Here is a 23,232-nt window from a genome sequence, read left to right as displayed (position 1 = left end):
GCGCCGGACCGGACGGAGCCGCCTGACGAGCGCGCGCTTCGGCGATGGCGGCTTCGTCGAGCAGGCATGGCAGCTTGTCCAATGGGTCCATGCGGCCGCTTCGTCACGTTGCCCAGTAGTCGCCGTCCGGCAGTTCGACCCAGTGGTCCGGCGGGCCGAGGACCGCGCGGGCGTCGGTCGGGCGCAGGCCGGCGTACGCGAGCGAGTAGGCCACCGCGTGGTGGCAGTAGACGTACGAGAACAGGACCTCTTCCGGGCTCTCCTCCGGGTACGGGCCGCCGCCCGGGTGCAGGTCCCAGCCCTCGCCCGCACCGTCGCGGTGGATGCTGCCCTGGTTCCCGCTCTTGGGGTTGGCGTACAGGCCGTAGGAGACGGTGCCTGCGGAGAGGCGGGTGTGTATGCCCGGCATCGAAGGGCCGTATCCCCATGGCTGGGTGACGACGCAGCCGCCCGGCACGGTCGTCACGCCGACGAGTCGCAGGGTCTCGTCCAGGTCGTGGTCGAACGGGTCCGCCAGTATGTCCTCGATCAATTCGCCGTCGGCCGGGGTCGCCTCCAGGCGGCGTATCGCCTCCTCGGCGTCGATCCCGCCCACGGCCGCCAGGCCCAGGCCGTCGTAGTAGAAGTCACCGAGGGCCGCGATCAGCCGTCGGCCCTCCTCCGCCACCGCGCGCTCCGCCTGCGACAGACCCGGCTGAGTCTCGGACAGGTCGAACAGGTCCGGCTCCGGCCCGGCGAGACTCAGCCGTCCCGGCGTCCAGCCGCCGTATCCGACCCACTCCGGGTCGGCTCCGGCGGCGGCCAGCGCTCGCGCGTTCTCCGTACGGCCCGCCACCACCGCGTCCCACAGTGCGGTCGTTCCGTTCTCCAGCGCGTCCACGTCCGCCACGCGCCGGGCCAGTTCCGCGACGACCTCGGGTGAGCCGAACACCGCGGCGCGATGCAGGGGCCGTGAGCCTCCGACGCCCCACCTCTCCGGATCGGCCCCGGCGTCCAGGCGGCGCGTCACGTCCTTGTGGTCCTGCCAGCCGCGATAGTCCATGCCGGTCCAGCCGCCGGCGTCCCGCCCCGTCATCCCATGCCCCCTCCAGCCCGCCGATCTCCGTACCCGAACCATCGCAGACACCACTGACAACGGTGCGGCGTCCTTCGGCGGCAAGGGGGCGGTGAGAGGTGCGTACGCCTACCGGGCCTTCACGTCCTCGGCGAATGTGGCCCATGCCTCTGCCCGGAACGCGAGCTTCGGGCCGTGGGGGTTCTTGGAGTCGCGGACGGGGACGAGGGTGGGGTTCGAGCCCCGAACCGCCTCGCGGGCGACGCGGAGCCCGAGGCCGGCTCAGCCCATGCTCTTCGCGCCGTCCAGGGACTCCCGGATGATGTCGGCGTGGCCGGCGTGCTGGGCGGTCTCGGCGATGATGTGCAGCAGGACCCTGCGGGCCGACCACTGGGCGCCGGGTTCGTTCCAGGGGGCCTTGGGCAGCGGGTGGGCGGCGTTCAGGTCGGGCAGGGCGGTGACCAACTCGTCGGTGCGGCGGGCCACTTCGGCGTAGTCGGCCAGGACGCCCTCCAGTGTCTCGCCGGGCAGCATGCGGAACTCGTCGGCGCGCTTGGCGAAGTCGGCCTCGGTCATGGCGGTGAAGTCGGGCATGGCCGACGGTCCGTGCTGGATGAAGTCCGCCCAGTTCCGTTCCACCGACGCGACGTGTTTGATCAGGCCGCCGAGGCACAGCTCGCCGGCGGTGGTCCGCAGCCCGGCCTGCTCGTCGGTGAGGTCGCGGGTGGTGAAGCGCAGGAAGTGGCGGTGCTTGGCCAGTGCTTCGAGGAGGTCGGTGCGCTCGTCCGAGGCGGTGGCGGCGGCAGCGGTGGCGGTGTTGGGCGTGGTGTCCTGCATGGTCTCGGCCTCCATGGATTGCTGTTCCATCGGTCGAGACCCACGCTAGGAGCCATTGAGGTCAGATTCTGACCTCAATGGCCCGGCAAATCGATGGTGTGTCGGTTCAGGCCGCCGTCGACCTCTGCTCGGTACGGCTGCGGGGGCGGACGGTCATCCGCAGCGTGCGCGGTCGTACGGTGAGCCGGGCGACGGGACGGACGACCTGGCCCTCGGCGAGTTCCAGCCGCACCGACCGCAGGATGGTCGCGAGCGCCGTGTTCAGCTCGGTGAGGGCGAGGCGGTCTCCCATGCACTTGTGCTTGCCTTCCCCGAAGGGCAGGAACGCGCCCGGCGGAGGCATCGCAGTGCCGTCCCACCGGTCCGGGTCGAAGGTGAGCGGGTCGGGGTAGAGCTCGGGGTCGCGGTGCAGGGCCTGCTGGCAGTAGGCGAGTTCGGTGCCGGCGGGCAGGGTCCACTCGCCGAGCCGGGTCTCGGCGATGGTGCGGCGGGTGACGAGCCAGCCGGGGTGGTGCAGCCGCAGGGCCTCGGTGATCACGCGGTTCAGGTACGGCAGGCGGGTCAGGTCGTCGAGCGTGACCGGCCGTTCGCCGAGGACGTCGTCCAGCTCGGCCAGGACGCGGGATTCGATGTCGGGGTTGCGGGCGAGTTCGTACAGGGTCCAGGACAGGACGGACGCGGTGGTCTCGGTGCCGGCCACGGCCAGGGTGAGTATCTCGGAGGAGATCTGATGCCCGGTCAGCGGTTCGCCGGTCTCCTCGTCCTTGGCACGCAGCAGCATGGACAGCATGTCCCCGGTGTCGTGCCCGGAGGCCTGAAGCTCGTCGACGGCGGTGTTGATGGTGGCGCGTACGCCGGCACAGGCCTGGTCGAAGCGGCGGTTGAAGGGCAGCGGCAGCCGCTCGACCCAGTCGGGCAGCATCATGCGGGTGCCGATGCCGTGCATCAGCACCGACAGGTCGCTGCGCAACTGGCGGAACGTGGTCTCGTCCAGGCTGCCGGAGAACACCGTCTTCGCCAGCATGTCGAGACTGAGCCGCACCATCGCCTCGCGCACCTCGAGGGTCCGGCCGGGTTCCCAGCCGGCGACCATGGCCGTCGCCTCGGCGCGCATGATGTCGACATACCGGGTGATCTCGGTGTGGGCGAAGGCCGGCTGCAACTGTCGGCGCTTGCGTACGTGGGGCCGGCCGGCGGCGGTGACGACACTGTCGCCCAGCAACTGGCCCAGCTTGTCGTAGAGCCGGCCCTTGTCGAGGCTCGGGGCGAGCGCCTTGAGCATCTGGTGGATCAGGGCGGGGTCCTGCACCACGATGGTCCGCGTCCCGGGTTGCAGGACGATCTCGATCAGCGGTTCCCGTGTCTCACGCAGCGAGGCGATGAAACCCAGGTTGTCGCGCATCTTCAGAGCGTGGCCGATCAGCGGAAACGATCCTGCGGCCCGAGGTATGGGGGGAGGCGCAGTGGACGTCACGGGTCATCCCTTCTCGGCAATCATGGGCGCCCTATGACTTCCCTGAACTTTCCCCAACGCAATCCCGTAGTGAACGTGTCCTGCGCCACGTGGGACGAGCTGGTCGGGTGGGAGGGGGGAGCCCCTCCCACCCGACCTCCGGTCAGCCGAGCTTGGCCGCCTGCGCCTCGATGACGGCGGTCGGCTGCTCGAACGCCTCGCCCCGGGTGACCGCCGCGATGTTGAAGGACGAGAATCCCGCGAGCGTGGTGCCCTGCCGGAAGACGACGACCTTGGTCTCGGCGGGGGTGCCGCCCGTCTTCGTCGCCACCGTCCAGGCGACGGCGTCCTCGCCTGCCGAGAGCTTCTCCTCGGTGACCTTCGTGACCTGCTGCTTCTCCCCGTCGATCGTCATGGAGAAGCCCCCGGCGCACTTCTTGCCCGCCTCCCGCAGCGTGGCGAGGGTCTGCTCGGCGCCGTCGGCCTCGTAGGACCAGAGGGAGGCCATCGTCTTGGTGATGTCGAGCGAGTCGAGCGTCGCCTGCTCGGCCTCCTCCTCCGTCATCTCCGCGAGCTCCTCCATCGAGGGCATGTCCTTCTTGGCCGCCTCGGGCTCCTGGACCACGAGCCGCTGGACGCTCGACGCCGGCTTGCTCGCCGGCAGGGCCGACAGCGCCTGGCCGACGGGCTCGCACTCGGCCTTCTCGACGGACACCGCACCGGGCTCGAAGACGTCGTCCTTCCCCGGCACCGTGATCTTGTGGCCCTCGACATCGCCCTTGGCGACGACGAGCTTCTCCAGTTCGGCGGCGGTGAGCGCCTTCGCCGAAGACTGCTCGGACTGGGTGCCACCCTTCGTCTCCTTGTCCCCGCCTGCCTCCTCGCCGCCACCGCAGGCGGTGACCAGAAGGGCGAGGGAGACCGCGGAAGCGGTCAGGACGGTACGACGAATGGCTGTGGCTGACATGGTGTATCTCCCGTACTCAACGCCCTGCGCCCGGTTGCGGCGCGGAGCTCACGCACGAAAGACCAACGTGACCGGGGCAGGGTTGTGCGCGACCTGCGGGGTTTCTGTGGCTGCCTTGACGCCGGTGACGACAACCGGGAGGGTGCCGCGTCAGGCCGACTCGGCGGCGCGGCTCAGTCGGTCGTACTGCTCCCGGCCGAGGCGTACGGCGTCCGCCCCGAGGTTCTCCTCCAGGTGCGCGACGCTCGACGTCCCCGGAATCGGCAGGATCACCGGGGAGTGGGCGAGGAGCCAGGCGAGAGCGACCTGGGTGGGTGTGGCGTCGAGTTCCGCGGCCACCGCGGCGATGTCCGCCGACCTCCCCCCGGACGCGCCCGCCGCCACCGGCCGCCACGGCAGGAAGGCGATGCCCGCCGCCTCACAGGCCTTCAGCACGGGTTCGTGCTCACGGTCCAGGACGTTGTACCGGTTCTGGACACTCGCGATCTCCACGACCGCCCGCGCCTCGGCCAGCTCGTCGGCCGTCAGCTCCGACAGGCCGATCCGGCCGATCTTGCCCTCGTCGCGCAGGTCGCGAAGTGCGCCGAGCTGGTCGGCGAGCGGGACGCCCGGGTCGAGGCGGTGGAGCTGGAGCAGCTCGATACGGTCCAGGCGCAGCCGGCGTAGAGCCTCGTCGACCTGCCCGCGCAGATCGTCCGGCGCGCCCGCGTGCCGCCAGCCCTCACCGGACGTCGTCTGCCGGAAGCCGACCTTCGTGGCGATCACGAGCCCTTCCGGGTACGGGTGCAGGGCCTCGGCGAGGAGATCCTCGTTCGCTCCCCAGCCGTACAGGTGCGCCGTGTCGACCAGCGTGACACCCAGTTCGACCGCGCGCCGGGCGACCGCGACGCAGGCCGCGTGCTCCTCGGCGGATTGGGGCCGCAGGTGCATGGCCCCGAACCCGAGCCGTCGTACTGCCAGATCGCCGCCGATGAGGAACGTCGTAGCTGCCGTCATACGGGCACGCTAACAACGGAGTTGACTCAGCCGCCCGCCGTTTTCAGCGCCGCCCGAAGGTGGCCGTCCGCCTCGGACAGGAGCCCCGTCGCCGTGGGTCCGTCCACATCCGCCAGCAGCACCAGGATCGCCGTCTTCACCTCGCCGCCCGCCTCGGTCAGGGCCCGCTCGATGTCGGCGTCGGCCGCGCCGGTGGCCAGGGCGACGATACGGCGGGAGCGGGCGCGCAGCTTGTCGTTGGAGGCGCGGACGTCGACCATCAGGTTCCCGTACGTCTTGCCCAGGCGGATCATCGTGATCGTCGAGAGCATGTTGAGGACCAGCTTCTGCGCGGTGCCGGCCTTGAGCCGGGTCGAGCCGGTCAGCAGCTCCGGGCCCACGACGATCTCGATGCCGTGCTCGGCCGCCGCGGCGAGGGCGCTGTCCGGGTTGCAGGACAGCCCGACCGTCAACGCGCCGTGCGCCCGGGCGTGTTCGACCGCGCCGATCGCGTACGGGGTGCGCCCGGACGCGGAGATGCCGACGACCGTGTCGGCGGGGGTCAGCTCCAGGGCGTCGAGGTCGGCCCGGGCCAGCGCCGCGGAGTCCTCGGCGCCTTCGACGGAGGTCACCATGGCCTCCGGTCCGCCCGCAATGAGCCCGACGACCTGGTCCGGGTCGGTGTTGAAGGTGGGCGGGCACTCGGAGGCATCGAGCACGCCGAGCCGACCGGCCGTGCCCGCGCCCGCGTACACCAGACGCCCGCCCCGGCCCATCCGCTCCGCGATGGCGTCGATGGCGGCGGCGATCTCGGGAAGGCGCTGCGCGACGGCGGTGGGGACGGCCGCGTCCTCGCCGTTCATGAGCCGGGCGATGTCGAGGGTGGGGAGCTGATCGATCTCGGCGAGCTCGGGGCGGAAGGCCTCGGTGGTCAGGGTCTCCAACTCGGCGCGGAGGTCACGGGGGTTGGATGTAGAGGTCATGAGGGAAGCCGCTCTTTCCAGTTTCCGGTGTGCTGTCCAACCCAAGGGGCGCGGGGCTGTATCGATATGCGGCTCCGCCGCGTGGGCGCGACCAGCCACAGCGAACCCGCACAGTACCCACAACCGTCAGGCCTACGGTCTATCTACGATGCCGATGCGCCAGCGCCTCGTAAGACGCGGCCAACGCAGGCGCCGCCGTCTCGTAGGTCCGCTGAGCAACCCCCACGAACAAACAGTCCACCACCAGCAACTGACTGGTCCGCGACGACATCGCCGCAGGCCGCAACTCACTCTCCCGAGCCGTGGACGTCGTAAGGATGTGATCGGCGTACTGGGTGACGGGCCCGTCCGGCCGCCCGGTGATGGCAACCGTCGTGGCGCCGTGCTCGAAGGCGACCCGCAGCGGTTCGATCACGTCCCCGGTGGAGCCGGAATGCGTGATCGCGATCGCCACGTCACCCGCCCGCAACTGCACCGCGTTCGTCACGGCGAGATGCGGATCGCTGTGCGCCTGGGCTATCAGCCCTATCCGCAGCAGCTTCTGCGCGAGGTCCTGGGCGACCAGCCCGGACGCGCCGACGCCGTACACATCGATACGGCGGGCAACGGCGGCGGCCGACACCGCCGCTCCCAGTTGGCCCGTGTCGAGCCCGGCGGCCGTGTCGGCGAGGGTCTGCTGCTCGTCGTAGGCGAGCTTGGCGACCACGTCCGCGATCGGGTCGTCCACCGCGATGTCGGTGGTGATGGCCGGGGCGCGGCCCGACTGCTGCTGGGCGGCGAGGCCGGCGAGGGCGAGGCGCAGGTCGCGGTAGCCGGGGTAGCCGAGGAGGCGGGCGGTGCGCACGACGGTGGCCTCGCTGGTGCCGGTGTGTTCGGCGAGGCCGGTGACGGTGAGGGCCGAGCAGCCCGCCGGGTCGTTCGCGACCGCTTCGGCGACGCGCTGCATGGAGCGGGTCATCGACGGGGCGAGCGTGCGCACCTTGGCCGCGAGGGCGGCGGGCGCGGGCGGGGGTCCGCCAGGGCCGCTGCCGAAACTTTCCTTCACATCCCGGGTCACAAGTGAAAGATATTTTCGGCTCGGCGTCGTGGTCAAGAGTGCGCACAATGGGTCCATGGAACCCATCAGTCCGCTGGAGCAGGCGCTGCACACGGCCCGCGCCCTCGTACTCGCCGACCTGGTCGCGGGCGAGGTCGCCGAGGCGGACGTCGTCTCGCTGGTCGAGGAGTCCGTCGTACAGCGGCGCTGGTGGGTGGAGCAGTGGCCGGACGGCGTGGCGTACGTGGCCGGGCTCGTCGCCCAGGACGTGCAGGACGCGCTGCTGGACAAGTACGGCCGCTGGCCGCTGTGTCCGGTGTGCCGCTCCGGAGACCCGCACGCGCTGGACGTCGAGCCGGAGCTGGGCCCCGATCCGCACTGGGTGTGCCACGAGGCGGGGGTGAAGGTCGCGGCGGTGGGGGCGCTCGGGTCCGCCGGCGCGGGCGGCGGGCCGGCCTCGTGACGGAAGCCGCGACAAGAGCCGCGACGGAAGCCGTGACGCCGTGACGATCTACATCGACCCGCCGACCTGGCCCGGACACGGGCGGATGTGGTCGCACCTCGTGAGCGACGTGTCGTACGACGAACTGCACACGTTCGCCGAGGAGTTGGGCGTGCCGCGCCGGGCCTTCGAGCGGGACCACTACGACATCCCCTCCCATCGGTACGCCGACGCGGTGCGCGCGGGTGCCGTGGAGGTCAGCAGCCGTGAGGTGGTGCGGCTGTTGCAGGGGTCGGGGTTGCGCAGGCCGAAGGGGCGAGGACTGGGCTGACGCCCCCTCGCCCCCTCACTGCCTCGCCCCTGGCTTCTCGCCCCTCGGCGCCCGCGCTTACGCGAACTGACCGGGCTGGTAGCTCCCCGCGGGCTGCTGGATCATGACGTTCAGCCGGTTGTAGGTGTTGATCATGGCGATCAGGATCACCAGCGCGGCGAGCTGCTCCTCGTCGTAGTGCTTGGCGGCGTTCTCCCAGATCTCGTCCGAGACCCCGCCGGCCGCGTCCGCGATACGGGTGCCCGCCTCCGTGAGTTCCAGGGCGGCGCGCTCGGCCTCGGTGAAACAGGTGGCCTCCCGCCAGGCGGCGACGAGGTTGAGGCGCAGCCAGTCCTCGCCGGCCGCCACCGCGTCCTTGCTGTGCATGTCGGTGCAGAAGCCGCAGCCGTTGATCTGGCTGGCGCGGAGCGTCACCAGGTGCTGTGTGCTGAGCGGCAGCGGCGAGTCGTGCACCACCTTGCCGGCCGAGGCGAAGTGCTTGATGACCTTGCCGGCGATCGGGTTCTCGAAGAGGTTCAGACGGGCGCTCATGGCCAACTCCCTGCCGTTGTCGTCGGTTACACAGCTATGACGGAACGGCTCGGCAGGATGTGACGTGAGTCGTGGCCCTTCGAACGTGATGTGGGTCACGCATGCGTGGTCCGGTGCATGGGATACCAGGAGTCGCCGGAGGGCCGCGGAGGGTCGGCCAGGTTCCAGCTCCACGAGAGGGTCGGCGTGATGCGCAGGTAGTGCCCGGGACCCACCATGCCGGCCCGCTGCACGGGCCCGTCCGCGACGCCGTACACCCGGATGCCGCGGGCGGTGAACGGCTCGATGGAGAGCAGTTCGTCCACGACGAAGGCCACTTTGTCGCGGCCGTGCCCGACGTTGCGGAACTTACGGGTGCGGAGCACCTCCGCGCGCGGCCCGCCCACCCAGAAGTGCGTGCCGTCGAACTCCAGGGCCACCGGCACCACATCGGGCTGCCCGTCCGTGCAGAGACTGGCGAACCGGGCGAGCGGGTTCGCGTACAGGTAGGCGGTCTCCTCGTCGGTGAACGACATGGCGGGCGGGCTCCCTCCGGCGCTGCGGGGTCGGTTCGCCCCAGGCTAGGCCTCCGAGAGCCGCCCCCTGCGGATGTACAGCTGAAGCGTCCGGTCCATGTCCCGCTCCTCGTGTGCCGTCCGCTCCTCCTCCACGGTCGCCCGTACGTACCCCGCGCGCGTGGCGACGCCCTGCGACGGGAGGTTGTCGGTCTCTATCGCCGCGACGAGGAGCTGTACGTCGTCCCTGGCCAGGGCGTGTTCGGAGAGGGCGCGCAGGGCCTCGGTCGCGTAGCCGTGGCCGCGGGCGGCCTCGGCGAGGTCGTAGCCGACCTCGGCGTGGCCCTGCTCGTCCGGTGCGCCGTGGAAGCCCATGCCGCCGATCGCGCGGCCGTCCTCGCGCCGTACGAGGACGAACAGCCCCCATTCGGGCCGGTGCACCCCCTCCTCGTACGCCTTCACCATCATCCCCGCGGCCTCGCGCGTCCCGTCGAAGGGCCCGCCCTCGACCCACTCGAAGCCGCCGTCGCCGCCGGTGCGGAGGTCGGCGGCGGATGCGGGGGTGACGCCCTGGAGGGTGAGGCGGTCGCCGGGGATGACGAGGTTGTTGCGCCAGCGCCACTCGGTGACGGGCGCGCGGCCGGGCAGATCACCGCGGCCGGTGGCCCACAGCAGGGTGGTCCAGGGGGTGGGGCCGGGCTGGATGTGCGGGAAGAGCGTCGTGAGTACGAACTCGGCCAGTTCGGCGGCTGGTTCGTACCTCAGGCCGAGCCCTTCGGCGATGTCGTGCGTGTGCAGCAGCACCTCCGCGACGCCCATCGCGGCGAAGCCCTCGCGGTTCGCGCTGCGGAAGGGGTAGGGGTGGAAGGCGCGCACCTCGCGGGGTGTGGTGCGGATGGTGGCGGTGAGGAGGGCTCCGGTCGTCTCGATGACGTGGAGGAGTCCCTCGTTGCTTGTGCCCTCGTCGAGGGTGATTTCGAACGGGACGTAGGCGTCCTGGGCGCGTCCGGCCAGGTTGGCGGCGTAGGCGATGAGGTCTTCGGCGATGTGGAACGCGGTGGCGTGGCAGTCCCACTCCAGCCGCCCGGCTCGGACGGCCGTCCAGTCCCGGTCGGCCGCCGTCCGCAGCACTGCCACGCAGCCTGCCACGGCTTCCTGCACGCGTTCCCCGCTGATGTCTCGCATGCCGTGCAGGCTACGGCGGCGGGCTGTTCACGGCGACAGCATTTCCAGCTCGCCGGCGAGGTTGTAGCGGGCGGTGGCCTCCCACGCCTGCTTCCCGTGCGGGGTGCTGAACAGGCTTGGCAGGGCGAGGAGTTGGCGCAGGATCGTGGCGCGGCCCTCGCGGAAGGCGTCGTTCGGCACGAAGTGGTACTCCTCGCGGACGGCGGCCGTGTAGGCGGCGTACGTGGAGGGCGGCGCGGCGAGAATCGCGAGGTCAGCGTCGCACAGGACCTGGCCGTTGCGGTCGTCCGGCGCCGGGGCGTGGGTGGTGGTGAGGCGGACGAGACGGGCCACCTCGGCGGTCCGCTCCGCGGGGACACCGGCCTCCGGGAGGGCGCGTTCGGCGAGACGGGCGGAGCGCTCCTCGTTCTCCGACCGGTCGGGCAGGTACACGGCGTCGTGGAACCAGGCGGCGAGGCGCACGGCGTCCGGATCGTCGGCGTGCTCGGCCAGCTCGTCGACGCGGTCCAGGACCGCGGTGAGGTGGGTGAGCGTGTGGTAGTGGCGCTGCGGCTCCTGCCAGCGGGTGAGGAGGTTGTCGGCGTACGGGGCCGGGTCGGGGGCCGGTTCGGTGGTGGCGGATGCGGCGGATGCGGCGGATGCGGCGGATGCGGCGGAGGAGCGGGCTGCGGTCAGGGCTTGGGCGAAGCGGGTGCGCAGGGCGTCGAGATCGGCCATGGCGTCATTGTGGCGGGTGGGTTCGGTCGCCGGCGCGTCGGTGTTCTCCCGGGCGCGCGCCGAGCCACCTAGCGTGGGGACCATGACTTCTGCTGACGTGCACGACGTACGGGATCCCGAGCTGCCGGGACGGTTGCTGGTCGTCGAGCGGGACGCACTGGTTCCGTTGCTGCGCGCGCGGTCGGACGCCGACTTCGCGCTGCCCACCGTCGCGTGTCCGGGGTGGTCGGTGCGGGATGTGCTGGCGCACTGTTCGGCCGCGTTGATGCGGGTCGTGGAGCACCGCTTCGAGGAGGGCGTGTTCTCGCCCGAGTCCAACGACCGCGACATCGCCGAGCGGGCCGACTGGACCAACGCGCGGGTCGTCGACGAGCTGGAGCGCGGGATGACCGAGGCCGGCCCGGTGATCGCCAAGGCGGGCGGGGCGCTGGACGGCATCGCGCTCGGGATGGGGGTCCCCCCACGCCTTTGAGGCAGTGGGGGAGGGTGCACGCCGGTGATGTACGAGAGGTGCTGGGGGAGCCGGGGGCGTATGCCGGGGCCGGTCTGCCGGATGCGCTGCGGCTGCTGGTCCGGCTGACCCGGGAGCGGCGGCACATCCCGCTCCACGCCGACCTGGACGACGTCGACGAGCCCCTGCGCCTGGGCGAGCCGACGGCCCCACGTCCGCCCGCGCGCTACATCGGCGACGCCGCCACCCTCGTACGGCTCTGTGCGGGGCGGCCGGCGGAGGGGGCGTCGTACGAGCTGGCGGGAGCGGAGGCGAGGGAGCTGAACATCTTCGGGTGACCCGCGCGATTCGCGCCAAGTGGGTGGGCCTCCTCCGCGACGGCTTCTCCAACCCGTACCCTGGGATTGGACTAGACCTGTAGCCGCCGTCGAATGCCGAGGAATGGGGTCCCATGAGCAAGCGTGCAGTCCTGGAGGTGATCGCCCTCGGGGTCGAGGACGCGGTCGCCGCCCAGGCCGGGGGTGCGGATCGGCTCGAACTGGTCACCGACATGGCGGCCGACGGGCTGACCCCGCCGGTCGAGACCTTCGCCGGGATCCGCGCCGCCGTCGGCATCGACCTGCGCGTGATGCTGCGGCTCGCGGACGGCTTCGGGGCCGGGGATGTCGACCGGCTGGTCCGGACGGTTCGCGAGATGCGGGGCGCCGGGGCCGACGAGTTCGTGCTCGGGTTCCTCGATGCCGACGGGGGGCTGGACCTCGCGGCCGTCGAGCGGGTGGTGGGCGCGCTGGACGGCTGCCGCTGGACCTTCCACCGCGCCATCGACCGGTCCGCCGACCGGGACGCGCTGCGCAAGCAGCTGGACGGGATGCCGGGACTGGACACGTACCTCACGGCCGGTTCGGCGGCGGGCGTGGACGACGGGCTTCCCACGTTGCTCGCGGAGGCGGCACGGGGTGGGGAGCCCGGGTACGAGCAGCGGATTCTGGTGGGAGGCGGGCTGCGGCTCGACCATGTGCCGGGGCTGCTGGCCGCCGGGATCGACGCGTTTCACATCGGTGGGGCGGCGAGGCCCGGGGGGTGGGACGGCCCGGTGTCCGTCGAGGCCGTGGCGGAGTGGCGGGCTGTGCTGGACGGGGTGGCGTAGGCGGGCGGCGCCAAGGCCGGCTGCAACGCCCTTGGGGGCGCGGGGAACTGCTTCCCGGCCGTGAAGGGTGCCGGCTCGCGCGGGTACCGGTATCGCCGGGTCGGCGCCTTCTGGACGGGCGTGGCATGGCCTTGTCACAATTTGCGGATGACAAGTGGATTCTCGGCTGAAACGCCGTCGATCGACGGCAGCGCGCACCTGTTGCTCGAGATCGCGTCCCTGCTCCATGCGGGCCGCCTCGACGGAGACGCCGGCACGATGGCGCGCGCACCCCGCTCGCATCCCGAAGTCGGCCGGAAGGTCGACGAGTTCGCGCGCTTCGCGGACGACCAGTACCAGGACCTGGTGACCCTGCTGACCGCGCTGTCCACGAAACTGCGTGCCACGGGTTCGGCGTATGTACAGGTGAACGGCACGGTCCAGGCCGACCTGGACCGCATTCTCACTGACGGCCGATTTGTGGCCCCGAAGGACCGGTGACCGAGACCGCCATGACGTACCACGCCGATGTGGAGTTCCTGGAGGACTGCAACCCCGCGCTGATCGAGCGCAACGCCCAGGAGTTCACCCGCATGCGGGATCTGCTGGACTCCGTCGAGGACCCGGTGAAACGGGCGAAGGACGGCACCCGGTGGGAGAGCGTGCACCGGGAGTCCTACGACGAGCGGTTGGTGCAGGTCGCCTCCCTGGTCCGAGGGCTGTCCGACGGCTTCGGGAAGGCGCGCAACGCCCTGCTCGGATACGCGGACGCGGTGACGGACGCCAAGCAGCACCTGGAGACCGGCATCCACCACGAGGCGCGCCTCGATGCGTTGGTCGCCTCGGTGGCGACGGCCATCACCCGTACCGCGCAGGCCGCCGAACCGATGCGGCGGTGGGAGGACATCCGTGAGACCACGGGGTTCCTCGACTGGATCGCCGAGATAGGGGTGGACGCGGACTCCATCCGGGAGGACGCCGAGCGCGAGTACAGCGCGGCGGAGGCGGCCTTCTCCCGTGCCCGGACCCTTGAGGAGAACGCACGCCGGGACTGCCTGGGGCGGCTGCAGACGGCGTACGCCGACCTGCCGGACTTCCGGGGCGGCGACTTCAAGGACGGTCAGGACGTCATCGGCTGGATCGCCCCCATGATCGAGGAGGCGGCCCAGGCCGCCAGGATGGACGACGACACCCGGCTGCCGGGCGGCGACCTGCGCAAGAACCCGTTCCCCGGCGCCGGCGACGCTCGCGTCTCGCCCGCTCTGCAGGACATCCGCAACCAGCTCAAGAGCCTGCCGGAGGGCGACAGCCTCTGGCTGCTGGACGAGTTCGGCGGCCGGGACCGGTGGATCGGCGACAACAAGGAGCTGATCAACGCGGCGGCCCAGCAGACCGGCCTGCCCCCGGACATGATCGCGGGGATCGCGTGGAAGGAGGTCGGCGGCAAGCCGTACGTCCTGGACAGCGTCACGGAGACCGTCCGGGAGGCGGCGGAGGGATGGGCGAGCCCGGTTGTCCCCGACAATCTGCCGGGGCCGCTGGCGGGCGACCGGGACAACACCTCGTACGGTCCCATGGCCGTGCAGATCCGGCGTGCGGCGGAGGTGCTGGGCTACGACCCGGACCGGCTGAGCGAGGACCAGCGCGACGAGATCCGCGGGGCGCTGAAGGACCCGGCGCAGAACCTGTTCATCGCCTCGAAGTACCTGGCGAATCTCAAGGCGGAGAGTGAGTTCGCCGATGTGCCGGCCGACCGGATGACGGCAGCTCAGTATCGCGAGCTGGCCGCCCGCTACAACGGCGGTCCGTACTACCAGGGCGAGCAGGCGCAGGCGTACGCCGACGACTTCGAGGCGCACCGCGCCGAAGCGGGGCGGGCACTGCGGTGAGGAAACGTGCGATGGCGAGCGCCGCCGTGCTGGTGGCGCTCAACGGCCTGGCGCTGTGCCTGGTGGCCCTGGCCTACTACTTCATGCCGCAGTACCGCCTGGACCGCGACACCCTGGACAGCGCGGGGACCTGTGCCCTCCTGGGTGCCTGCACCGGAGGGCTCGCCCTGCTGCTCACCTGGCCGACCGTCACCGCCGGATGGCTCAGGCGGGGGTGGTACCTGCTGCCACTCGGACTGTCGGCGCTCGCGGTGGTCCGCTATCTGTACCTGGACGTGGCGTACGACGCCTGGTAGCCGCGGTGGCTCCCGCACCCGGCGGCGAAGCTCACCAGCACCCCGTCAGCCGCCCAGCTGAGCCGGCAACGGCGCCCCATGCACCACGATCAGCCCCGACACGGCCCGCGTCAGGGCGACGTACAACCGGCGGAGCCCGGTCCGCTCGTCCGGCTCGCCGTCCACCACCGCCTGGGGCTCGTCCAGGACCACATAGTCGTACTCCAGGCCCTTCGCGAGCGACGCCGGGACCAGCGTCAGACGGGTGTCCTGTGTCGTCTCCTCGCCGGGGGCCAAGCAGGTGATGCCCGCCGTGGTCAGCGCCGCTGAGAGCTCCGGGATGCGCGCATCCGCGGCGATCAGGCCCACCGACCCCTCGTTGCCGAGCAACTCCCGGCACGCGGCGACGACTTCGGCCGCCCCCGACGCCGTACGGACCTCGAAGAACCCCGGGTTCTCCCGGATCGACGCCACCGGCGTCAGGCCCGGCGCGATGTGCGGGAGGAGGCGGGAGGCGTAGGTGATGACGTCCGTCGGGACGCGGAAGCCGGCCGTCAGTTCCTCGATGACGCCGTCCGACTTGCCGAGGTGGGCCAGCGCCTCGTCCCAGCTCCGGGTCGCCCAGGGGGTCGTGCCCTGCGCCAGGTCGCCGAGGACCGTCGCCGAACCGGTCGTGCAGCGGCGGCCCACCGCCCGGTACTGCATGGGGGAGAGGTCCTGCGCCTCGTCGAGGACGACATGGCCGAGGGAGGGGGTGCGCGCGACGATGTCGTTCGCCTCGTCGATCAGCACCGCGTCCGCGGCGGCCCACTTGGCGGACTTCACCGACCGCGCGGGCTTCGCCCACAGGATGGTCTTCTGCTCGTCCTCGTCGAGGACCCCGTCCGCGTGTACGGCGAGGAAGTCGGCGTCCGACAGCAGCCGGAGCACCAGTTTCGCCGGGTCGACCGGCGGCCAGATCACCTTGACGGCCGCCTTCACCGCGCTGTTGCGGGCCACCGCGTCCTGCACCCGGTCGTCCGGCGCCTCGCCGGACCGTTCCATCTGCACCAGCACGGCGTGCGCGATGCGCTGCGGGAGGGCCTCGCGGGCGGCGCCGTAGCGGATGTCGCGGGCGAGCAACTCGCGGACGATCTCCTCGACCTCGTACGCCGGGACGCGCCACCGCCGTGATCCCCGGACGACGACCACCGCCTCCGTCGGCATGGTCACGTGCGAGTAGACCGCCCGCCGCAGCACCTCCGCCATCCTCGCGTCGCCCTTGACCACCGCGGCGGCCGCCTCGTCCGTGCCGCGCACCTCGACGTGCGCGACCAGGTCGTCCACCGTCGCCTGGCGGACCGTCAACTCGCCCAGCGCCGGGAGTACCTGCTCGATGTAGTGCAGGAAGGACTTGTTCGGCCCGATGACGAGCGTGCCGGTGCGGGCGAGCCGCTCGCGGTGGGCGTACAGCAGGTACGCGACCCGGTGCAGGCCCACCGCCGTCTTGCCGGTACCGGGGCCGCCCTGGACACAGACGGTGCCGCCGAGCCCGGACCGGACGATCTCGTCCTGCTCCGGCTGGATCGTCGCCACGATGTCCCGCATCGGGCCGACGCGCGGGCGCTCGATCTCCTGCTGGAGCAGCTTGCTGGTCCGGGCGGCCTCGGCGGGGTCGGAGAGGTGCTCGTCCTCGTACGCCGTGAGGTCGCCGCCCGTGTAACCGAAGCGGCGGCGCAGCGCGATGTCCATCGGGCTCTTCTTCGAGGCCCGGTAGAACGGCTGGGACACCGGTGCCCGCCAGTCGATCACCATCGGGTCGCCGTCGGCGTCGTGCACATGCCGCCGCCCGATGTAGAAGCGTTCCCCCTCTGCGCCTTCCGCCTCCTCGGCGCCGGGCGCATGCAGGTAGTCGAGCCGGCCGAAGAACAGCGGGGTGTCGCTGAGGTCGGCCAGGGCCTTGATGCGCAGGTCGATCTGATGCGCGAGGACTTCGGCGTTGACCCAGTTCGCGGTGACGTCGCTGATGTCGAGGGACTCGACGTCCTCCCGCATGGCGCGCAGGGCGGCGCGCGAGCCGGCGAGGTGGGAGCGCTCTCGGGAGAGCGGGTCGAGGGTGCCGAGCGGGTCGAGGGGGTCGTCGACGGGCGTGGACAAGGGGGTGCCTCCGGAGGGCCTACGAGTGAGACGGGTGGCGCTGCGATGTGTGGCGCTGCGATGCCGCCCGGTTTCCGTCCGGGCAGCGGCGCTCCGTGAACGGAGGCGGGCAAGAGCGGAGATTTTAGGTGAGCGCCGACGTCGGATGCCAACGCATTTTCCGACCCGTCGGTGCCGATCGGTTCCGCCCCCTAGGGGACGGGGCCCTCCTCCCCGGGGGTAAGGGGTCCGTCCCGAGGTGTACGGAGGCAGTACGCGGCTTGGCACCGCAGACCGATGCGGTCTTCGGGGCTGCGAACCCATCATGGAGACATGAGCGCAGCAACCATCCATCCAGCCCCCGTGGGCCCCCGCGGAGCCACAGCGCTTCAGGGGAGTCACCACCGTCATCGCATCGGCGAAGCCCTGCGTGCCGTCAAGGTGTTCGCAGGTGCGGCCTTCGACGTGATCATCCTCGGTGAGTACGGCGAGGAAGCGGGCGTCCGCCACAAGTGACGCCTAGGGTCACCGCGTGACCCGCCGATCACACTCCGCAACTCCCTACTGCCTTCTGGCGGTCTCCCTCCTCGCCCTCACCACCCTCTGCGTCCCCCAGCGCCTCCCGATGGCCGACGCGCTGGTCTACCGGGCGTCGGGCGAAGCCGTCCTCCGCGGCGGCGCCGACCTCTACGACTTCACGGTCACCGAGTGGCACCTCCCCGCGACCTACCCGCCCTTCGCGGCCCTCCTCTTCGTCCCGGCGGCGCTGGTCCCGGTCGCCGTCCTCAAAGCGGCCTTCCTGGCGGGCAACGCGCTCCTGGTGGCCGTACTGGTCCACCTCTCCGCCCGCCTCGCGAACCTGACCCTCGGCCTCCCCGCCCTCTGCGCCGCCACGGCCCCGGCCCTCTGGCTGGAGCCGGTCTTCCAGACCCTCCTCTTCGGCCAGATCAACCTCGCCCTGGCCTGCCTGATCCTCTGGGACCTCGTGCGCCCGGCCGGCGCTCCCGGCAAGGGCGTCGCGATCGGCATCGCGGCCGGGATCAAGCTGACCCCGGCGATCTTCCTCGTGTACCTGCTGCTGCGCGGGCGGCGCAGAGAGGCGGGCACGGCGACGGCGGCCTTCGCGGGGACGGCGGCCTTCGCGGGGACCGTCGGGCTCGGTGCCCTGGCGCTGCCCGCCGCGAGCCTCGACTACTGGACGCGCCGCCTCTACGAGACGGACCGTGTGGGCAAGGTATGGATCGTCGACAACCAGTCCCTGCGGGGCCTGATCGCCCGCGCCCTCGGCGACCCGGCACCGGGCGTCTGGGCCTGGGCCCTGCCGTGCGCGGCCGTCGCGCTCACGGGCCTGTGGCTGACCGCGCGGGCCACCCGACAGAGCCACGCGATCCTCTGCACGGCCCTCACCGCGCTGCTGATCTCGCCGATCAGCTGGTCGCATCACTGGGTGTGGTGCGTCCCGCTGATCGCCGTACTCCTGGCGGACGGCCGTGCACGACTGGCCTGCGCGGTCGTCGTGCTCTTCACCGCCCGCACGATGTGGCTGCTTCCGCACGAGGGCGATCTGGATCTTCGACTGCCGTGGTGGCAGCAGCCGTTGGCGGCCCCGTACCCGCTCCTGGGCCTCGCCCTCCTGGCCGCCTGCGCCTTCCCGGCCGCCTGTGCCCTCCCCTCGGCCTACTCCCCCGCGAGGATCTCGTCCGCGTCCACGATCCGGTACGCGTACCCCTGCTCCGCCAGGAAGCGCTGGCGGTGGGCGGCGAAGTCCTGGTCGATCGTGTCGCGGGCGACGACCGAGTAGAAGTGGGCCTGGTGGCCGTCGGCCTTCGGGCGGAGCACCCGCCCCAGCCGCTGCGCCTCCTCCTGGCGTGAGCCGAAGGTGCCCGAGACCTGGATGGCGACCGTGGCCTCCGGCAGGTCGATGGAGAAGTTCGCGACCTTGGACACGACGAGGACGCTGATCTCGCCCTCCCGGAAGGCGTCGAAGAGCTTCTCGCGCTGGGCGTTGGAGGTCTCGCCCTTGATGACCGGGGCGTTCAGGTGCTCGCCCAGTTCGTCGAGCTGGTCGATGTACTGGCCGATGACCAGGATCTGCTGCCCGGCGAACCGGCGGACGATGGCCTCGGTGACCTTCCGCTTGGTGTCGGTCGTCGCGCAGTAGCGGTACTTCTCCTCCTGCTCGGCGGTGGCGTACGCGAGCCGCTCGGAGTCGGTGAGGTTGACCCGGACCTCGACGCAGTCGGCGGGCGCGATGTAGCCCTGCGCCTCGATCTCCTTCCACGGGGCGTCGAAACGCTTCGGCCCGATCAGCGAGAACACGTCCGACTCACGCCCGTCCTCCCGGACCAGGGTCGCGGTCAGTCCGAGCCGTCGCCGGGCCTGGAGATCGGCGGTGAACTTGAAGACGGGCGCGGGCAGCAGGTGCACCTCGTCGTAGAGGATCAGGCCCCAGTCGCGGGAGTCGAAGAGCTCCAGGTGCGGATAGACGCCCTTCCGCTTCGTCGTCAGCACCTGGTACGTGGCGATGGTGACGGGCCGGATCTCCTTCTTCGTCCCGCTGTACTCGCCGATCTCGTCCTCGGTCAGCGACGTCCGCTTCACCAGCTCGTGCTTCCACTGCCGGGCCGAGACGGTGTTGGTGACGAGGATGAGCGTGGTCGACTTCGCCTGGGCCATGGACCCGGCGCCGACGAGCGTCTTCCCGGCGCCGCACGGCAGCACCACGACCCCGCTGCCGCCGTGCCAGAAGTTCTCCACGGCCTGCTTCTGATACGGCCTGAGCGCCCAGCCGTCCTCGTGGAGCTCGATCGGGTGCGCCTCGCCGTCGACGTACCCGGCGAGGTCCTCGGCCGGCCAGCCCAGCTTCAGCAGCGTCTGCTTGATCTGCCCGCGCTCGGAGGGGTGCACGGCGACGGTGTCCGGGTCGAGACGGGCGCCGACGAGCGGCGCGACCCGCTTCGAGCGCAGCACCTCCTCCAGGACCGGGCGGTCGGTGGTGGTGAGCACGAGGCCGTGCGTGGGGTGCTTGGAGAGGGTCAGGCGGCCGTACCGGTCCATCGTGTCGGCGATGTCGACGAGCAGCGCGTGCGGCACGGGGTAGCGGCTGTACGTCACCAGCGCGTCGACGACCTGCTCGGCGTCGTGCCCGGCCGCGCGCGCGTTCCACAGCCCGAGCGGCGTCACCCGATAGGTGTGGATGTGCTCGGGTGCCCGCTCCAGTTCCGCGAACGGGGCGATCGCCCGACGGCACGCGTCGGCCTGCTCGTGATCGACCTCCAGGAGCAGGGTTTTGTCCGATTGGACGATCAGTGGTCCGTTCACGTGCGTCAGCCCTTCCGCTCGACCACCCGGCCAAACGTCCAGTGTGCCTGATCCTTTACGGAGTCCTACAGGATGTCTTTTCATTCTTGTGAGTGACGTGGTTTTCACCTGGACGGCGGCAGCTGCGAAGAATGCCGAGCGTGCAGCCCATCAGCAGTGATCCGTCGCCCACGACCACCACCCTCGGGTACGCCCTGTTCGCCACCCGCTGGCTGCAGGCCCCGCTCTACTTCGGCCTGGTGGCCGCTCAGGGGGTGTACGTCTACAAGTTCTTCAACGAGTTGTGGACCTTAGTGCTCCGGTGTGTGACCGGGCAGGCGACCGAGACGTACGTCATGCTCGCCGTGCTGAAGCTGGTCGACGTCGTGATGATCGCCAATCTGCTGATCATGGTGATCGTGGGCGGCTACGAGACGTTCGTCTCGCGCATCGGTCTGCAGGGCCACCGCGACCAGCCGGAATGGCTCTCGCACGTGAACTCCAACGTGCTGAAGGTCAAGCTAGCCACCGCCATCGTGGGCATCTCCTCCGTCCATCTTCTCCAGATGTTCGTGGATGTCCACCACACCTCGCGCCACTCACTGCTGTGGGGCACGGTGATCCACATGGCGTTCATCGCCTCGGCGGCGATCCTGGCCTACATGTCGGGGCCGATGGCCGCGCAGGCCGAGCGGCAGCACGCGCACCGCGAGCACACTCCCGAGGAGCCCGCCGAGAAGGTCTTCGTGCCGGCCCAGGCCGCGTCGCGCGAGGACGAGCCGAGCGCCGAGGAGCGGTTGCGCGCCGCCGGATTCCCCGCCCGCAAGCTGCTGGAGGACTTCGACTCCGAGCACCCGCGCTCCTTCGACCGGGAGACCGTGGCCCGGCTCGGCAAGCTGGACTTCGTCGCCGCCGGCCGCAACGTGGTCTTCGTCGGCCCGCCCGGCACCGGCAAGACGCACCTGGCCGTCGGCCTCGGCGTGCGCGCCTGTCAGGCCGGGCACTCGGTGCTGTTCGCGTCCGCCGCCCAGTGGGCCGCGCGGCTGGCCGGCGCACGGGACGCCGGGCGGCTCGCGCAGGAGCTGGCCGCGCTCGACGACCACGCCGTGCTGATCGTCGACGAGATCGGCTACACCCCCTTCGACGCGGAGACCACCGCCCTCTTCTTCCAGCTGGTCGCCCACCGCTACGAACGGGCCTCCCTGATCGTGACGGGCGACCGCCCGCTCGGCCGCTGGGACGAGATCTTCGGCGGCCCCTCCGCGCCGGCGATGGTGGACCGGCTGGCCCACCACGCCGAGGTCGTACGGATCGACGGGGACAGCTACCGGATGCGCCGCGCTACTTCAGCGTGGGCAGATTGAGGTTGTTGACCAGCGGTTGGGCGATCAGGTGCCCGTCGATGTTGACGAGCGGCTCGCCTCCTGACCCGGCTGCCGGGATGGGCAGCGGCAGGGCGGCGGGCGCCGCCGAGGCGGCGGGCGCGAGGACGGCGACCGTCGCGGCCGCCGAGACGAGGGCGGCGACGGCGACGCCGGTACGGCTGGGGACGGGGCGCTTGGAACGCATGGGGACTTCGAGGCCTTTCCGGTACGGAGGGCGGGCCGGCCCTGGGACGCCGGGACCGGCCCCGATGGGTGCGCTGCGGTCGCGTCAGATCTGCGGGGTCTCGATGACCAGCCCGGCGATGTCGATGCCGATCGCTGCGGCCTGGGTGGTGAAGGCACCCATCATCAGGGCCGCGGCGGCCAGGACGGTGGCCAGACGACGAGCTGTGCGCATGGGACAACTACCTCTCTGTTGCGCTCACTTGAGCGTGATCAGGACACCGGGTGGCTGCCCTGCGCCACGCGGCGCGATGCGGAGAGATACGGAAGGTCCCTCAAGAGTTGGAAAAACCCGGCGTGGCGTACATGGAACGCCGCGTACGCCCGAACGAGTGGCCCACGGCCACCGGACCCGGTCTCGGAGCGGGGCTCAGATCTGGTCGTCCGCCAGCTCGGCCACCCCGGTGATCCGGTGCAGCGGATACGTCCGCACCTCGTCCGCCGTGTGGTCGTACGCCGTCACGAACCCGCCCTCGACCCGCACCGGCGCGATCACCCGCTGGCTCGCGGCGCCCTCGGCGTTGACGTACCCGATCCACAGCGCCTCGCCGGTCAGGACGGCGGCCTGCATGGTGGCGAGGGTCTCGGCGGAGGTGGTCCGGGGCAGGTCGCCGCCGGCCACCGGAGCCGCGCTCGCGCTCGGCTTGCGCGGTGTCGTGGAGGCCAGGTCGCCCGCCCGGATGGCGCGGATCGCGGCCGCCAGCAGCGTGGCGTCCGGCGTCGGCGGGCCGTCCGGGACCGGCGCGGGGGCCGTGCGCGGCGGGGTGCGGTGGGCGTCGGCGCGGGTGATCAGGACGTCGCCCTCGGCCGACTCGGCGGCCGGCGCGAAGCCCATCGCGCGCAGGCCCTCCAGCAGCGCGGCCGGGTCGGCCTGGGCGGCGAGCACCGTCGGCGCGAGGCGACGCAGGCGCAGGCCGGCGGCCCGCTTGTCGGCGAGGATCTCGTTCAGCATCGCGTCGTCGTCGCAGCGGACGTACGCCGACGCCGCGCCCACCCGCAGATGGCCGTGCTTACGGGCCACGTCGTCGATCAGATACGCCAGCGGCTGCGGCACCGGCGTACGCGAGTGCTCGGCGAGGAAGGCGTGCAGGTCGGAGGCGCTGCGCCCGGCGTCCAGTGCGCGGCGCACCGACCCGGGCGTGAACCGGTACACCGTCGCCCCGCCCTTCGACTCCACGTCCGCGAGCACGTCCAGCACGGCGGCGAGCGGCCGCTGCAGCGGTCCCGGAGCCACGGCCGTGAGGTCGGCCTGGAGCAGGACGTGGTCGAGCGGCTCGGGGAGCAGCGGGGTGAGGAGCCGCGCGGCGGCAGCGGTGGCCGTGGCCTGTTCGGCGGGGGAGAGGGGCTCGGGGGGAGCGGTGGGGCGGGGGTGCTCGTGGTGGATCGGGAGCTTGTCGCCGGGGCCGGTGGGAGCGTCGGCGGGCGGGGGCGATGCGGAAAGGCCGTGGGGGGAGGGGCCGGCGT

At 71.6% G+C, this 23,232-nt stretch carries 24 protein-coding genes and 3 pseudogenes; 10 read left to right on the top strand and 17 right to left on the bottom strand.

Going from position 1 to position 23,232, the window contains the following annotated elements:
- Positions 1-103: 103 nt before the first annotated feature.
- From ABD932_RS05905 to ABD932_RS05870, 8 genes and pseudogenes are all read right to left on the bottom strand, one after another.
- Positions 104-1,075 carry an ankyrin repeat domain-containing protein gene (locus ABD932_RS05905; protein WP_345009297.1) on the bottom strand — a complete coding sequence of 324 codons (972 nt, stop codon included), beginning with the start codon at positions 1,073-1,075 and terminating at the stop codon, positions 104-106.
- A 108-nt stretch (positions 1,076-1,183) separates the two neighbouring features.
- Positions 1,184-1,285, bottom strand: a pseudogene (locus ABD932_RS05900) (DUF397 domain-containing protein); the annotation flags it as partial.
- Positions 1,286-1,336: 51 nt separating this feature from the next.
- Positions 1,337-1,891, bottom strand: coding sequence for a DinB family protein (locus ABD932_RS05895; RefSeq protein WP_345009629.1), 555 nt, complete (start codon positions 1,889-1,891; stop codon positions 1,337-1,339).
- Positions 1,892-1,997: 106 nt separating this feature from the next.
- On the bottom strand, positions 1,998-3,365 hold the full coding sequence (locus ABD932_RS05890) for a cytochrome P450 (protein ID WP_345009295.1): 1,368 nt from the start codon (positions 3,363-3,365) through the stop codon (positions 1,998-2,000).
- A gap of 142 nt (positions 3,366-3,507) precedes the next feature.
- Positions 3,508-4,311 (bottom strand): hypothetical protein, encoded by an 804-nt coding sequence (locus ABD932_RS05885; RefSeq protein WP_345009293.1) that lies wholly within the window; start codon positions 4,309-4,311, stop codon positions 3,508-3,510.
- 150 nt (positions 4,312-4,461) lie between these two features.
- Positions 4,462-5,307, bottom strand: coding sequence for an aldo/keto reductase (locus ABD932_RS05880; protein WP_345009291.1), 846 nt, complete (start codon positions 5,305-5,307; stop codon positions 4,462-4,464).
- A 26-nt stretch (positions 5,308-5,333) separates the two neighbouring features.
- Positions 5,334-6,269: an N-acetylmuramic acid 6-phosphate etherase gene (murQ, locus tag ABD932_RS05875; RefSeq protein ID WP_345009289.1), complete on the bottom strand. Its 936-nt coding sequence runs from the start codon at positions 6,267-6,269 to the stop codon at positions 5,334-5,336.
- Positions 6,270-6,408: 139 nt separating this feature from the next.
- The gene (locus ABD932_RS05870) at positions 6,409-7,326 is read right to left on the bottom strand and encodes a MurR/RpiR family transcriptional regulator (RefSeq protein ID WP_345009287.1); all 918 of its coding nucleotides are present in this window, start codon (positions 7,324-7,326) and stop codon (positions 6,409-6,411) included.
- A 55-nt stretch (positions 7,327-7,381) separates the two neighbouring features.
- Between ABD932_RS05870 and ABD932_RS05865 the strand changes: the two genes are divergently transcribed.
- Positions 7,382-7,768 carry a hypothetical protein gene (locus ABD932_RS05865; RefSeq protein ID WP_126393083.1) on the top strand — a complete coding sequence of 129 codons (387 nt, stop codon included), beginning with the start codon at positions 7,382-7,384 and terminating at the stop codon, positions 7,766-7,768.
- 40 nt (positions 7,769-7,808) lie between these two features.
- Positions 7,809-8,078, top strand: a complete 270-nt coding sequence (locus ABD932_RS05860; protein ID WP_345009284.1) for a DUF4031 domain-containing protein — start codon at positions 7,809-7,811, stop codon at positions 8,076-8,078.
- A 57-nt stretch (positions 8,079-8,135) separates the two neighbouring features.
- Here the strand turns inward: ABD932_RS05860 and ABD932_RS05855 are convergent, their stop codons facing one another.
- The 4 genes from ABD932_RS05855 to ABD932_RS05840 all read right to left on the bottom strand — a co-directional run bounded on the left by ABD932_RS05855 (position 8,136) and on the right by ABD932_RS05840 (position 11,005).
- Positions 8,136-8,609, bottom strand: coding sequence for a carboxymuconolactone decarboxylase family protein (locus tag ABD932_RS05855; RefSeq protein ID WP_345009282.1), 474 nt, complete (start codon positions 8,607-8,609; stop codon positions 8,136-8,138).
- A gap of 95 nt (positions 8,610-8,704) precedes the next feature.
- The gene (locus tag ABD932_RS05850) at positions 8,705-9,124 is read right to left on the bottom strand and encodes a PPOX class F420-dependent oxidoreductase (RefSeq protein WP_345009280.1); all 420 of its coding nucleotides are present in this window, start codon (positions 9,122-9,124) and stop codon (positions 8,705-8,707) included.
- A gap of 45 nt (positions 9,125-9,169) precedes the next feature.
- Positions 9,170-10,288 (bottom strand): GNAT family N-acetyltransferase, encoded by a 1,119-nt coding sequence (locus ABD932_RS05845; RefSeq protein ID WP_345009278.1) that lies wholly within the window; start codon positions 10,286-10,288, stop codon positions 9,170-9,172.
- A 27-nt stretch (positions 10,289-10,315) separates the two neighbouring features.
- Positions 10,316-11,005 (bottom strand): HD domain-containing protein, encoded by a 690-nt coding sequence (locus tag ABD932_RS05840; RefSeq protein ID WP_345009276.1) that lies wholly within the window; start codon positions 11,003-11,005, stop codon positions 10,316-10,318.
- 82 nt (positions 11,006-11,087) lie between these two features.
- On the opposite strand from ABD932_RS05840, the pseudogene ABD932_RS05835 reads away from it, so the two are divergent.
- The 5 genes and pseudogenes from ABD932_RS05835 to ABD932_RS05815 all read left to right on the top strand — a co-directional run bounded on the left by ABD932_RS05835 (position 11,088) and on the right by ABD932_RS05815 (position 14,767).
- Positions 11,088-11,794, top strand: a pseudogene (locus tag ABD932_RS05835) (maleylpyruvate isomerase family mycothiol-dependent enzyme).
- Between the two features lie 113 nt (positions 11,795-11,907).
- On the top strand, positions 11,908-12,603 hold the full coding sequence (locus ABD932_RS05830) for a copper homeostasis protein CutC (protein WP_345009274.1): 696 nt from the start codon (positions 11,908-11,910) through the stop codon (positions 12,601-12,603).
- Positions 12,604-12,750: 147 nt separating this feature from the next.
- Positions 12,751-13,083 (top strand): hypothetical protein, encoded by a 333-nt coding sequence (locus tag ABD932_RS05825; protein WP_345009272.1) that lies wholly within the window; start codon positions 12,751-12,753, stop codon positions 13,081-13,083.
- Complete coding sequence (locus ABD932_RS05820; RefSeq protein ID WP_345009270.1) at positions 13,080-14,471, top strand: hypothetical protein; 1,392 nt, start codon at positions 13,080-13,082, stop codon at positions 14,469-14,471. Before ABD932_RS05825 ends, ABD932_RS05820 begins: the two co-directional genes overlap by 4 nt.
- An 11-nt stretch (positions 14,472-14,482) precedes the next feature.
- Positions 14,483-14,767, top strand: a complete 285-nt coding sequence (locus tag ABD932_RS05815) for a hypothetical protein (protein ID WP_345009268.1) — start codon at positions 14,483-14,485, stop codon at positions 14,765-14,767.
- A 45-nt stretch (positions 14,768-14,812) separates the two neighbouring features.
- On the opposite strand, the gene ABD932_RS05810 is transcribed toward ABD932_RS05815, so the two are convergent.
- On the bottom strand, positions 14,813-16,882 hold the full coding sequence (locus tag ABD932_RS05810) for a HelD family protein (RefSeq protein WP_345009266.1): 2,070 nt from the start codon (positions 16,880-16,882) through the stop codon (positions 14,813-14,815).
- A gap of 312 nt (positions 16,883-17,194) precedes the next feature.
- Between ABD932_RS05810 and ABD932_RS05805 the strand changes: the two genes are divergently transcribed.
- Both ABD932_RS05805 and ABD932_RS05800 read left to right on the top strand, forming a co-directional pair.
- Complete coding sequence (locus tag ABD932_RS05805; protein WP_345009264.1) at positions 17,195-17,377, top strand: hypothetical protein; 183 nt, start codon at positions 17,195-17,197, stop codon at positions 17,375-17,377.
- Positions 17,378-17,393: 16 nt separating this feature from the next.
- Positions 17,394-18,518, top strand: a pseudogene (locus ABD932_RS05800) (glycosyltransferase 87 family protein); the annotation flags it as partial.
- Between the two features lie 20 nt (positions 18,519-18,538).
- Here ABD932_RS05800 and ABD932_RS05795 read toward each other — a convergent pair.
- The gene (locus ABD932_RS05795; protein ID WP_345009262.1) at positions 18,539-20,182 is read right to left on the bottom strand and encodes a DNA repair helicase XPB; all 1,644 of its coding nucleotides are present in this window, start codon (positions 20,180-20,182) and stop codon (positions 18,539-18,541) included.
- A 131-nt stretch (positions 20,183-20,313) separates the two neighbouring features.
- Here ABD932_RS05795 and istB point away from each other — a divergent pair, with 131 nt between their 5' ends.
- Positions 20,314-21,525 (top strand): IS21-like element helper ATPase IstB, encoded by a 1,212-nt coding sequence (gene istB, locus ABD932_RS05790; protein WP_345009260.1) that lies wholly within the window; start codon positions 20,314-20,316, stop codon positions 21,523-21,525.
- Here istB and ABD932_RS05785 read toward each other — a convergent pair.
- From ABD932_RS05785 to ABD932_RS05775, 3 genes are all read right to left on the bottom strand, one after another.
- Positions 21,503-21,730, bottom strand: coding sequence for a hypothetical protein (locus ABD932_RS05785; protein ID WP_345009258.1), 228 nt, complete (start codon positions 21,728-21,730; stop codon positions 21,503-21,505). The two genes, istB and ABD932_RS05785, sit on opposite strands and share 23 nt — an antisense overlap.
- 84 nt (positions 21,731-21,814) lie before the next feature.
- Positions 21,815-21,943 carry a hypothetical protein gene (locus ABD932_RS05780; RefSeq protein ID WP_345009256.1) on the bottom strand — a complete coding sequence of 43 codons (129 nt, stop codon included), beginning with the start codon at positions 21,941-21,943 and terminating at the stop codon, positions 21,815-21,817.
- Positions 21,944-22,138: 195 nt separating this feature from the next.
- The coding region (locus ABD932_RS05775) for a helicase-associated domain-containing protein (RefSeq protein WP_345009254.1) at positions 22,139-23,232 on the bottom strand (1,094 nt) is incomplete at its 5' end.

It is taken from the genome of Streptomyces shaanxiensis, from assembly GCF_039537145.1.
GTDB lineage: Bacteria > Actinomycetota > Actinomycetes > Streptomycetales > Streptomycetaceae > Streptomyces > Streptomyces shaanxiensis.
Note: the sequence above shows the minus strand (reverse complement) of the source record. Positions and strands in the feature narration are given on the sequence as shown.